This window comes from Amycolatopsis kentuckyensis, assembly GCF_002155975.1.
GTDB lineage: Bacteria > Actinomycetota > Actinomycetes > Mycobacteriales > Pseudonocardiaceae > Amycolatopsis > Amycolatopsis kentuckyensis.
Genome location: NZ_MUMI01000468.1, coordinates 1 through 11,826, shown reverse-complemented (window position 1 = coordinate 11,826; position 11,826 = coordinate 1). Strand labels below are relative to the sequence as shown.

At 72.3% G+C, this 11,826-nt stretch carries 10 protein-coding genes; 2 read left to right on the top strand and 8 right to left on the bottom strand.

The genetic code is table 11. From position 1 onward, the window contains the following. Both CCN39_RS37240 and CCN39_RS37235 read left to right on the top strand, forming a co-directional pair. A partial coding sequence (locus CCN39_RS37240; protein WP_086850125.1) for a carboxyl transferase domain-containing protein occupies positions 1–965 on the top strand: 965 nt, incomplete at its 5' end. An 87-nt stretch (positions 966–1,052) separates the two neighbouring features. Beyond that, entirely contained in the window at positions 1,053–2,015 is a 963-nt protein-coding gene (locus CCN39_RS37235; protein WP_086850119.1) for a serine hydrolase, read from the top strand. 56 nt (positions 2,016–2,071) lie between these two features. Here the strand turns inward: CCN39_RS37235 and tsaE are convergent, their stop codons facing one another. From tsaE to glmS, 8 genes are all read right to left on the bottom strand, one after another. Then, positions 2,072–2,533, bottom strand: a complete 462-nt coding sequence (gene tsaE, locus CCN39_RS37230) for a tRNA (adenosine(37)-N6)-threonylcarbamoyltransferase complex ATPase subunit type 1 TsaE (protein WP_167455297.1) — start codon at positions 2,531–2,533, stop codon at positions 2,072–2,074. Further along, positions 2,530–3,627: an alpha/beta fold hydrolase gene (locus CCN39_RS37225; protein WP_167455296.1), complete on the bottom strand. Its 1,098-nt coding sequence runs from the start codon at positions 3,625–3,627 to the stop codon at positions 2,530–2,532. The genes tsaE and CCN39_RS37225 overlap by 4 nt, the downstream gene beginning before the upstream one ends. Further along, positions 3,624–4,739: an alanine racemase gene (gene alr, locus CCN39_RS37220; RefSeq protein ID WP_086850115.1), complete on the bottom strand. Its 1,116-nt coding sequence runs from the start codon at positions 4,737–4,739 to the stop codon at positions 3,624–3,626. The genes CCN39_RS37225 and alr overlap by 4 nt, the downstream gene beginning before the upstream one ends. A gap of 127 nt (positions 4,740–4,866) precedes the next feature. Continuing rightward, positions 4,867–5,958, bottom strand: a complete 1,092-nt coding sequence (locus CCN39_RS37215) for an ABC transporter ATP-binding protein (protein WP_086850112.1) — start codon at positions 5,956–5,958, stop codon at positions 4,867–4,869. Between the two features lie 3 nt (positions 5,959–5,961). Next, positions 5,962–7,392 (bottom strand): xylulokinase, encoded by a 1,431-nt coding sequence (xylB, locus tag CCN39_RS37210; protein WP_086850111.1) that lies wholly within the window; start codon positions 7,390–7,392, stop codon positions 5,962–5,964. Further along, entirely contained in the window at positions 7,382–8,218 is an 837-nt protein-coding gene (locus tag CCN39_RS37205; protein WP_086850109.1) for a DeoR/GlpR family DNA-binding transcription regulator, read from the bottom strand. The genes xylB and CCN39_RS37205 overlap by 11 nt, the downstream gene beginning before the upstream one ends. Positions 8,219–8,274: 56 nt before the next feature. Further along, positions 8,275–9,714, bottom strand: a complete 1,440-nt coding sequence (locus tag CCN39_RS37200) for an NAD(P)H-hydrate dehydratase (protein ID WP_086850107.1) — start codon at positions 9,712–9,714, stop codon at positions 8,275–8,277. 17 nt (positions 9,715–9,731) lie between these two features. Continuing rightward, positions 9,732–11,594: a glutamine--fructose-6-phosphate transaminase (isomerizing) gene (glmS, locus tag CCN39_RS37195; protein WP_086850121.1), complete on the bottom strand. Its 1,863-nt coding sequence runs from the start codon at positions 11,592–11,594 to the stop codon at positions 9,732–9,734. Between the last annotated feature and the right edge of the window lie 232 nt (positions 11,595–11,826).

The following is an 11,826-nucleotide window of genomic DNA, read 5'->3' as shown; positions in this document are numbered from 1 at the left end:
AGCTGCAGCGGGTGGCCCGGGCGTCGGCGTTGACGCGCTCTGTGGGCATCCCGCAGATCTCGGTGCTGCGCGACCCGACGACCGGCGGCGGCTGGGCGACGCTCGGCGCGGGCGCCGACGTCATCCTCGCGCTGCCGGAGGCGCAGGTCGGCTTCGCGGGCTCGCGGGTGCGCCCGCCGGGCTCGCCGGAGGCGTACACCGCCGAGGCGCACCTCGGCTGGGGTCAGGTCGACGCCGTGGTCGCGCCGGAGGAGCTCGGCGGGGTTTTGGAGCGGTGGCTGCGGCTGCTGACCGCGCGTTCGACGGCCGCGGCCCCGCCGCCGTCCGCGCTGCGGGCCGCTTCGCTGCCCGCGACGGGCTGGGAAGCGGTCCAGGCGGCGCGGTCGCCCGAGCGGGCCCGGGCGGCGGAGTACCTCGACGCGTATTTCGACTGGCGGGAGGACGTCAGCGGTGACCGCGTCGGCGGCGCGGACCCGGGTGTCGCGTGCGGCTTCGGCTGGCGCGACGGCCGGACGATCGCGTATGCGGCCCAGTGCGGCACGCCGACGTCCCCGGCGGGCTTCCGGACGGCGGCGCGCTTGGTGCGGCTGGCCTCGCGCCTGGACATCCCGGTGCTGACCCTGGTCGACACCCCGGGCGCCGCGAACGACGCGGCGGCGGAGCAGGCGGGCGCGGGCGGCGCGATCGCGGAGATGTTCGAAGCGGTGGCGACGGCTTCGGTCCCGGTGACGACCCTGGTGATCGGCGAAGGCGGCTCGGGCGGAGCGCTGGCGTTCGCCGCGGCGGGGTCGACGTGGGTGGCGCCGGACGCGTACTTCTCGGTGACGTCCCCGGAAGCCGCGGCGGCGATCCTCAAGCGCCCGGCTTCCGAGGTTCCGGAGATCGCCAACCAGCTGCACCTGCGGCCCCAGGACCTGGTGGACCTGGGCGTCGCGCGGGCCGTCGTGGGTGTCAAAGCGGGCTAGCACCCGCGTTACCACTCACGGAGGTTCGTCCATTCGTGGTTGGATCTTGCGATGGGGTATCAACTCAACAGGCGAACGGCGTTCGGTTTGGGGACCGCCGTCGCCGCTGGAAGCATTCTGGCCGGCTCTCCCGCGTCCGCGCAGGAAGCAGACATCGAGGCCAGCCCGGCCACACCGGACCGGGCCAGGCAGAAAGTCAAGCGCGTCTACGACGCCGCGGCCGCCGAGGCAGGTGGCGTCTGGAACTCCTACATCAGCGTGGCCGACCAGGTGGCCGTCGACGTGGCGTCCGACGAGGTCGTCGAGGCGTACAGCGTCAACAAGGTGGCCGTCGCGGTCACCTTGATGGACAAGATCGACCGTGGCCTGCTCACCCTGGACCAGCAGGTCCAGGTGCCGGCGAGCATCGTCGTGCCGGGTGGCGACGGCATCATCATCCTGGACAAGGCGTACCCGAGCGCGTTCACGCTGGGCCACGTCCTGTCGCTGTTCCTCACGGTTTCGGACGACACGTGCGTCCGGCTGGTGGGGCTCGTGGTTCCGGCGGCCGAGATCAACCAGATCCTGGTGGCCAAGGGCTTCCCCAAGACCCAGGTCACGCCGGTGGCCAACCCGAACCGCTACTTCCTCGGCCAGACCACTCCGCGCGAAACCCACGACCTGCTGAAGGCGCTGGTCGCGGGCACGTTGCTGAGCCCGGCGTCGACGGAGTACCTGCTGTCCATCCTGCGCTCGCAGGTGGCGTTCACCGACGGTATCCGCCGTGAGATGTCGTCCCTCGATCGGGCGAGGATCGCCACGAAGGCGGGCTGGCTGAACGACGGCCGCAACGAGGCGGGGATCATGTTCGACACCGCGGGCAAGCCGGTGTTGATCTACTCGATGTTCGCGCACGGCCAGGCGAACCCGGAGGACTTCGGGGCCACGCACCCGGTCCGGCAGGCCAGCGCGAAGATGGGGCCGAAGTTCCTGCGCGCGGTCGACAAGATCGCGGGCGCCGGCTCCAGGACGTTCCGGGCACCGGCTTACCAGCAGTACAACGGCGGCTGAGAGCAGCTACCGAGGGCGGCGACCACCGTGGACACACGGCGGTCGCTGCCCCGGAGTTACGCCCGCACCAGCTCCGGAACGCGGTCGGCCCAGGTGCCGTGCGGTTCGAGGGTCACCTCGCGGACGTCGTCCTCGCGGCGGTCCAGCCGGACCACCAGGTAGTCCTCCGACAGCCGCTCCGCCGAGCCCTCGCCCCACTCGACCACGATCGCCGACCGCTCCAAGTCCGTGTCCAGGTCCAGATCGTCCAGCTGCGAAAGGTCGCCGCCCAGCCGGTACGCGTCGACGTGCACCAACGGCACGCCGGCAGCACCCGCCGGGTGCACCCGGGCCAGGACGAACGTCGGCGAACTCACGCGGCCGCCGACGCCGAGGCCGTCCGCGATGCCGCGGGTCAGCGTCGTCTTGCCCGCGCCGAGCGGGCCGGCCAGGAGGACCAGGTCGCCCGCGCGCAGCACGCGGCCGAGCGCTCGCCCGAAGTCCATCGTGTCGTCGGGGGTCGGGAACACGAAACTCAACGCTGCCACCACCAGGTTCGCCGGGACGAGGATTCGCCGTCCACACCGGAACAGCGTTGCAGGAGATCGATCAGATGGCTGTTCACCAGCTCGGGCTGCTCGAGCTGGACCATGTGCCCGGCGCCGCGAACGCGCACCAGCTCCGCGTCGGGCAGCTCGGCCGCGATCCGCTCGGCGTGCGCGAACGGCGTGAACCGGTCCGAATCGCCGCCGATGACCAGCACTTCCGCGTGCTTCAGGCCGGCCAGTGCGGCGTAGCGGTTGTGGCTGCCGAGCGTGTCGACGAAGTTGACGAGGCCGCGCACCGGCGTCACCTCGAGCATTTCCAGCATGAAGTCGACGAGCCGCGGCGCGACGTCCCGGCTGCCGAACGCCAGCCGGCGCACGGCCTGCCGCGTCAGCTGGCCGCCCGCCGCGCGGACGAACTCCACCAGCCCGGGCTGCCAGCCGGCGAGCCCACCGGCGGCGCGCGTCAGCGGGTTGTACTTCGAGAGCAGCGAACGCGGCAACCCGCGTGCCCCGACTTCGCCCGCCGCCGTCGCGATGAAGGCGACGCCTTCCACCTGGTCTTCGAACAGCGAAGGGAACTCGGCGGCCAGTTCCATGATCACCATGCCGCCCATCGAGTGCCCCATCAGCACGATGGGCCCCTCCGGCACCACGGACCGCAGCACGCAGTCCAGGTCCCGCGCCAGCTGCTCGATGGTCGACGTCTCGGCCGAAGCCGCGCCGGACAGGCCGTGGCTGCGGTGGTCGTAGTACACCTGGCGCACGCGCGGCAGCCGCAGCGACGCGAGGTCGCGACGCTGGAAATGCCAGCAGCGCCGCGAAAGCGCGAAGCCGTGTACCCCCACGACGGTCAGTTCCGGTTCGCCGCCGTCCTCCGGGTCGATTTCCTCGACCGAAAGCGGCGTGCCGTCCTCGGCCGCGACCGTCGAAGTGCGGTCGGGCTTCAGCTCCCCCAGCGGCTCGTCCACGTACGGATCCTCACTGTGCCGCCGCTGCTGCGCGGCGACGATGGCGGCGGCGGCCGTCCCGGTGGCCAGGGCCCCGACCCCGCCGGCGATGGCCAGCAGTCGTCGTGAAGGTGTCACGAGCGTTCCCCCAGATACCGGCGCCGCACCCGCGGCCGGTACATCGAGGTGACGATTTCGTAGTCGATGGTCCCCAGCTTGTCGGCCCATTCGCGGGCAGTGGGCTCGCCACGCGTCCCCGCGCCGAACAGGACGACCTCGTCGCCGACGGCCGGTACGAAGTCGCCGCAGTCGACCACCAGCTGATCCATGCAGACGCGCCCGGCGACCGGCCGTCGCTGCCCGCCCAGCCAGACGTCCATGCGACCGGAAAGGGACCGCGGGACGCCGTCGGCGTACCCGGCCGGGACGAGCGCCAGGTTCGTGTCCCGGGAAGCGGTCCAGGTGTGCCCGTAGGACACCGACTCCCCGGCTTCGATGCGCTTGACCAGCGCGACCGCCGAGCGGAACGTCATGGCCGGGCGCAGGTCTTCGGCCTGCGGCACCGGGTTCAGCCCGTACATCGCGATACCGGGCCGGACGACGTCGAAGTGCAGGTCCGGCCGGGTGAGCAGGGCCGCGGAGTTCGCCAGGTGCCGCATCGGGTCGAGCCCGGCGGCGCGGGCGGCGTCGTAGGCCTCGGCGAAGCGCTTGGCCTGCAGGTCGGTCGCGGGGTGGTCCGGCTCGTCCGCGCACGCGAGGTGGGACCAGATCGCGACGACTTCGACCCGCGGTTCGGCGGCCGCCGCTTCGACCAGTTCGGCCCACGCGGCGGGCGGGCAGCCGTTGCGTGAGAGCCCGGTGTCGATTTTGAGGTGCACACGGGCTCGGGTACCCGGTTTTGCCGCGGCCGCGATGCGGCGAAGCTCACCCAGCGAGCTGGCCGCGAGGTCGATGTCCGCTTCGAGGCCGGCCGCGAAGTCGACGTCCGGGGTGTCCAGCCAGCTGAACAGCCGGGTTTCGATGCCGGCTTCGCGGAGGGCGAGGGCCTCGCCGAGCGAGCAGGTGCCCAGCCAGGACGCGCCGGCCTCGACCGCGGCGCGCGCCACCGGCAGCGCGCCGTGGCCGTAGGCGTCGGCCTTCACCACGGCCATCACCTGGGAGCCGGGCGCGCGGGCGCCCAGCAGGGTGAGGTTGTGGCGGATCGCGTCGAGGTCGATGTCGACCTGCGCCCGCGGGAAACTGGAGGTCATGGCGCCCTCCAGTTTCCCACGACCCGGGGTCAGGGCAGCCAGGCCCCGCGCGTGAGCATGCCCACCTGCGCCCGCGGACTGAAACACCTCAAGGCCATGGCGACGTCCAGTCCCCCATGACCCGAGGTCAGGGCAGGCGCGCCCCGGACGTGGCGGAGAACACGTGCAGCTCGTCCGGCCGGATCCGCAGGTGCAGCGTGTCGCCCATCGCCGGCGGGGTGCGCGGGTCGACCCGGACGACGACGTTGGGGCGGGTGTCGTCGGCGTCGGTCTGGGCGAGCTTGCCGTAGACGAAGGCGTCCGAGCCGAGCTCCTCGACCAGGTCCACCTTCACCGGCAGGGCGCCGTCCTCGTTCGTCACGACCTCGAGGGCCTCGGGGCGGAAGCCCAGGGTCACGGTGTCGCCGTCGGCGGCGGCGATGGTCTCGCGGGTCAGCGGCACGCGAGCGCCGCCCACCTCCGCGCCGTCCTGGGTCAGCTTCGCGGTGGCGAGGTTCATCGCCGGCGAGCCGATGAAGCCCGCGACGAAAGCGTTTGCGGGCCGGTCGTACAGGGCGCGCGGGGTGTCGCACTGCTGCAGCAGGCCGTCCGACAGCACCGCGACGCGGTCACCCATCGTCATGGCCTCGACCTGGTCGTGCGTGACGTACACCGTCGTGACGCCGAGGCGGCGCTGGAGCGCGGCGATCTGCGTACGGGTCGACACACGCAGCTTCGCGTCGAGGTTCGACAGCGGCTCGTCCATGAGGAAGACCTGCGGCTCCCGGACGATCGCGCGGCCCATCGCGACGCGCTGGCGCTGACCACCGGAGAGCGCCTTCGGCTTGCGGTCGAGGTACTGCTCGATGTCGAGCAGCTTCGCGGCCTCGAGCACCTTCTGCTTGATCTCGGACGCGGGCCGCCCGGCGATCTTCAGCGCGAAGCCCATGTTCTGCGCGACCGTCATGTGCGGGTACAGCGCGTAGTTCTGGAACACCATCGCGATGTCCCGCGAACGCGGCGGCAGCTGGGTGACGTCGCGGTCGCCGATCCAGACGGCGCCGTCGTCGATGTCCTCGAGGCCGGCCAGCATGCGCAGGCTGGTCGACTTGCCGCAGCCGGACGGGCCGACCAGCACGAGGAACTCGCCGTCGGCGATCTCCAGGTCCAGCGCGTCGACCGCGGGGCGCTCCGAACCCGGGTAGCGGCGGGTCGCCTTGTCGTAGGTGATGGAAGCCATCGGTCAGTCCTCTCCGAGATTCCGCCGGACCCCGTAAGCCGCTTCGCGGGCTTCGAGGTGGCGCTGCTGGATCCGGTGGCCCTCGGCGCGCTGCGCCTCGGTCGGCTCGTCCAGCTCGAGCCGAAGCTTCTGGTTCTCCTGCCAGGACGGGGGTTCCGCACTGGAAGCCAGCGCCCACGCCGCCTGCCGGGCCGCACCGAGCGCGACGTATTCGGCGACTTCGGGCAGCTGCACGGGCACCCCGAACACCAGCGGCGCGACCGCGCGGACGGCCCGCGACTGCGCGCCCCCGCCGATCAGCAGCACGCGCTGGACGTCGAGGCCGTGCGCGCGCACGGCGTCGAGGCCCGCGGCCAGGCCGCAGAGCATGCCTTCGACGGCACTGCGCGCGAGGTTCTCCGGGGTCATGTTGTCCCTGGTCAGCCCGGTCAGTGAGCCGGTGGCACCGGGCAGGTTCGGGGTGCGCTCGCCGTCGAGGTACGGCAGGAACGTGAGGCCGCCGGCGCCGGGTTCGGCGGTCAGGGCGAGCCGGTCGAACTCGCTGAGCGTCGCGCCCAGCATCGCGGCCGTCGCGGTCAGGACGCGGGCGGCGTTCAGGGTGCAGGCGAGCGGGAGGAAGCGGCCGGTCGCGTCGGCGAACCCGGCGACCTCGCCGCTGACGTCGGCCGCGCCGGTTTCGGCGACGCCGAACACGGTGCCGCTGGTGCCGAGCGAGACGACGGCGTCGCCGGGCTTGAGTTCCAGCCCGAGCGCGGCGGCCATGTTGTCGCCGGTGCCGGCCGAGACGAGCACGCCGTCCGGGGTGTGGCCGGCGGCGTCGGCCGGGCCGAGCACGGTGGGCAGCTCCGGCGTCCGGCCGCCGAAGGCGTGGCTGAGGACGTCGAGGCGGTAGGCGTTGTCGGACGGCGAGAAGTAGCCGGTGCCGGACGCGTCGCCGCGGTCGGTGACCGGGTCGCCGCCGGTGAGCTTCCAGGTCAGCCAGTCGTGCGGGAGCAGCACGCGGGTGACGCGGTCGGCGAGCTTCGGCTCGTGCTCGGCCAGCCAGCGCAGCTTCGTGACGGTGAAGCTCGCGACCGGCACCGAGCCGACGGACTTCGCCCAGGCCGACGGCCCGCCGAGCTCTTCGATGAGGTCGAGCGCCGCCTGCGCGGAGCGGGTGTCGTTCCAGAGCAGTGCGGGCCGGACGACCTCGTCGTTCTCGTCCAGCGTGACCATGCCGTGCTGCTGGCCGCCGACGCCGATGGCCTTGACGCCGTCGAGCACGCCGTTCGTGGCTTCGGCGAAGGCGTCCCACCAGGCGGCGGGCGCGACCTCGGTGCCGTCGGGGTGCGGCGCGCGGCCGGTGCGGACGATCTCGCCGGTTGCGGCGTCGCACACGACGACCTTGGTCGACTGGGTGGACGAGTCGATGCCGGCGACCAGTTCAGCTGTCATAGGGCTGCCCCTCTGCGACGTGTTCGACGATCTCGATCGCGGTACCGGCGTTCAGCGCGGCCTCGATCTCCTCGGTGGGCGTGGCTTGGCCCGTGATCAACAGGTCGTAGTCGCCGACGTTGCCGTGGGCGTAGGTCGCCGTGCGGCCGAACTTCGAGTGGTCGACGACGAGGACGCTCTGGTTCGCGACCCGCAGCGCGGCCTTCTTGAGCTCGGCGTAGTCGCGGTCGGGGTGGAACAGCCGCCCGACGGCGACGGCGGTGACCGAGACGAACGAGACGTCGGCGCGGATCGAGTCCAGCAGGTTCAGCACCTCGGGACCGGCGCAGGAGTCGTACTCGTGGCTGTAGCGGCCGCCGGCGAGGACGACGTCGACCTGGGGGCCGAGCAGCCGGGCGGCGTGCAGCGAGTTGGTGACGACGGTGAGCGCGTCGATCTCGGCGAGCCGCTTGACCAGCGGGAGGAGGGTGGTGGAGTCGTCGACGAAGACGGTCTGGCCCGGCTGCACGTGGTTCGCGGCGGCCTGGCCGAGGGCTTCCTTCTCGCCGTGGTGGAGCGTGTCGCGGAAGCGGGCGGCGCTCTCGATGGTGAGCGCCGGGTAGGCCTCGACCTTGCCGCGCAGCTTGCGCAGGAGCCGGCGTTCGGCCAGGTCGTCGAGGTCGCGGTGCATGGTCATCAGGCTGACCTTGAAGCGGCTGGTCAGGTCGTCGATCCGGGCCTCGCCCTGCTCGATGACGTGGTCGAGGATGTCCTGCCGCCGCCGCTCGACGACGGCATCGGACGGCCGGGTCTTCCGGTCTCCGGATGCTGCTGTGCCGCCGCTCACACGGACTTCTTACCAGATTTATCGCGCGAAGTTAACAGAGAACTCGATAAGTCTTCTCAGGACGTTAGCGAGCGGATCGACCGGATGGCCTCCGGGATCGCGTGGACCAGCCCGGATGCCGAGGTCGGGGCGTTCTGCGCCGCGATCGCGCCCGCCAGCGAGTGCACGTGGGCCGCGGCCGCGGCGGCCAGCCAAGGGTCCAGGCCTGCAGCGAGGAGGGCGCCGACCAGTCCTGAGAGGACGTCACCCGAACCCGCGGTCGCCAGCCAGGCGCCGCGGGGCGTGTTGACCGCGGTCCGGCCGTCCGGGGCCGCGACCACCGTGCAGTGCCCCTTCAGCAGCACCACCGCGTCGTACTTCTTCGCGGCCTCGCGCGCCGCCGCCACCCGGTCCCGGCCCGGTTTGCGGCCCATCAGGCGCTCGTACTCGCCCGCGTGGGGGGTCAGGACCAGCGGCGTGTCCGGGTCGCGGGCGTCCAGGACTTCCGGGGACTTCGCGATGATCGTCGTCGCGTCGGCGTCCGCGCAGACCGGGACGCCCTGGCCGAGGACGTGGTGCAGGACGTCCCGGCCCTCCGAGCCGGTGCCGATGCCCGGCCCGACCACCCACGCCTGGACCCGGCCGGCGTCGGCCACCGTGCCGGTGGCGATGACCTCCGGCCATTGCGCGCGGACGACGTCCGCCGCGTGGCCCGCGTACCGCACCAGACCCGAGGTCGCGCGGACGGCCGAGCCCGCGGCCAGCACCGCCGCGCCCGGGTACGTCGCCGAGCCGGCCGCGACGCCGACGACGCCCTGGCTGTACTTGTCGTCCTCCGGTCCGGGCACCGGCCAGGCCGCGGCGACGTCGACGATGTCGAGCCGGCGCAGGTCGGGGTCCGCCAGTTCGAGGCCGATGTCGACCAGTACGACCTCACCGCACCACGACGGGGCCAGTGCGTGCACCGGTTTGAGCGCGCCGAAGGTGACCGTGCGGGTGGCTTTGACCGCGGGGCCGTCGACCGCGCCGGTGTCCGGGTCGACGCCGCTGGGCAGGTCGACCGCGACGATCGGGGCTTCCACCAGGTCCACCAGCCGCGCGGCATCGGGCCGCAGCGAGCCGCTCGCGGAGATGCCGACGATGCCGTCGACCACGACGTCGGCCTTGGCGATCCACTGTGGACCGTCCTCGGCGGACACCGCGCGGCCCCCGGCGCGCTTCAGCGCCGCGAGTCCCGTTGCGTGCGCGCGCTCGGGCTTGAGCAGGATCGCCGTGACGGCCACCCCGCGCCGGCGCAGGAACGCCCCGGCCCACAGCGCGTCGCCGCCGTTGTCGCCGGAGCCGGCCAGCAGGACGACCCGGCGGCCGGAGACGCCGCCGGTGTGGTCTTCGAGGAGGTCCGCGATCTGCACCGCGAGCCCGAACGACGCCCGCCGCATCAGCTCGCCCTCCGGCGTGACGGCGAACGCCCGCCCCTCCGCTTCGCGAATCCGTTCGGTAGTCCAGATTCCCTGCACGGCGGCGGCCTCCCGGCTTACTCGACGGTGACGGACTTCGCCAGGTTACGCGGCTTGTCGACGTCGTACCCGCGGGCGCGGGCGATCTCCGCGGCCAGCACCTGCAGCGGCACTGTGGACACCAGCGGCTGCAGCAGCGTCGGCACCGCCGGGACCTCGATGAGCTCGTCGGCGAACGGCCGGACCGTCTCGTCGCCCTCTTCGGCGATGACGATCGTGCGGGCGCCGCGCGCCTGGATCTCGCTGATGTTCGAGACGAGCTTCGAGTGCAGCACCGCGCGGCCCTTGGGCGACGGCATCACGACGACGACCGGCAGGCCCTCTTCGATCAGCGCGATCGGGCCGTGCTTGAGCTCGCCGGCCGCGAAGCCCTCGGCGTGCATGTACGCGAGTTCCTTGAGCTTCAGCGCACCTTCGAGGGCGACCGGGAAGCCGACGTGGCGGCCGAGGAACAGGATCGCCTTCGAGTCCGCGATCCGGCGGCCGAGATCCCGCACCTGGTCCACAGTGGACAGTACCTTCTGGACGGCCGCGGGCATGGCCTCCAGCTCGGCGAACTCGCGCGCGACCTCGTCCGGGTACTTGGTGCCGCGAGCCTGCGCCAGCGCCAGGCCGACCAGGTAGTTGGCCGCGATCTGGGCGAGGAACGCCTTCGTCGAGGCGACGCCGATCTCGGGCCCGGCGTGGGTGTAGAGGACGGCGTCGGACTCGCGCGGGATCTGCGCGCCGTTGGTGTTGCAGACGGCGAGCACGCGGGCCTTCTGCTCGCGCGCGTGCCGGACGGCTTCGAGCGTGTCCGCCGTCTCGCCGGACTGGCTCACCGCGACGACGAGCGTGTCGCGGTCCAGGACCGGGTCGCGGTAGCGGAACTCGCTCGCGAGCTCGACCTCGACCGGCAGCCGCGTCCAGTGCTCGATGGCGTACTTGGCGACCAGGCCGGAGTGGTAGGCCGACCCGCAGGCGACGACGAAGACCTTGTCGACGTCGCGGAGGTCCTGGTCGGAGATGCGCTGCTCGTCGAGGATGATCCGGCCGGACTCGAAGTGGCCGCGCAGCGTGTTCGCCAGCGCCTCGGGCTGCTCCTCGATCTCCTTGAGCATGAAGTACTCGTGGCCGCCCTTCTCGGCGGCGGAGAGGTCCCAGTCGACGGTGAACGGCTTGGCCTGGGCGGCGTCGCCGTGGAAGTCCAGGACGTCGTAGCCCTCGCGGGTGATGACGACGAGCTGGTCCTGCCCGAGTTCGACGGCCTCGCGGGTGTGCTCGATGAAGGCGGCGACATCGGAGGCGACGAAGTGCTCACCGTCGCCGACCCCGACGACCAGCGGCGACGACCGGCGCGCGGCCACGATCGTGTCCGGGTGGTCGGCATGCGTCACGACCAGGGTGAACGCGCCTTCCAGGCGGCGGCAGACGGCGGCGACGCTGGCGGTGAGGTCGCCCTTGGTGTCGCCTTCGGTGTACGTCCGCGCGATGAGGTGAGCGGCGGTCTCGCTGTCGGTGTCGCTGGCCATCTCGACGCCATCGGCTTCCAGCTCGGCGCGAAGGGCGGCGAAGTTCTCGATGATGCCGTTGTGCACGACGGCGACGCGCTGCGAGGCGTCCCGGTGCGGGTGCGAGTTCCGGTCGATCGGGGCGCCGTGGGTGGCCCAGCGGGTGTGCCCCATGCCGGCGGTGCCGCCGAAGTGCTCCCGGCCGACCTCGTCGAGCCGGCCTTCCAGGTTGGCCAGCCGGCCCGCCTTGCGCTCGACGGTCAGCGCACCGGCACCGTCGAGGACGGCCACCCCGGCGGAGTCGTAACCGCGGTACTCCATGCGCCGGAGCCCACCGAGGACGACGTCCAGAGCCGGGCGGTGCCCGACATATCCCACGATTCCACACACGGACACCAGCCTAACGAGGGATGTTCAGCGGGTTGACGGGGTGGGCGAACGGTCTTCTACCTGGGGAGATGTCGGATTGGTGGTTCGAACCAATGCTGCGCATCCGGGAGGGTGGGGCCTTGGGGCGGCCGGAACTGTCGGTGTCTGCCGGTAACGTGGAAAACGGGGGCGCCCCCGCGGGTTGCTGGTTGGCCCACCACCCCGAAGCCGGAATTGTCACTACGGACGGTGG

Excerpts from the sequence above, each read along its gene's own strand:
- alr (WP_086850115.1), bottom strand. The coding sequence starts at position 4,739 with ATGACCTCCAGTTTCCCGCGGGCGCAGGTCGACATCGACCTCGACGCG.
- CCN39_RS37215 (WP_086850112.1), bottom strand. The coding sequence starts at position 5,958 with ATGGCTTCCATCACCTACGACAAGGCGACCCGCCGCTACCCGGGTTCG.
- xylB (WP_086850111.1), bottom strand. The coding sequence starts at position 7,392 with ATGACAGCTGAACTGGTCGCCGGCATCGACTCGTCCACCCAGTCGACC.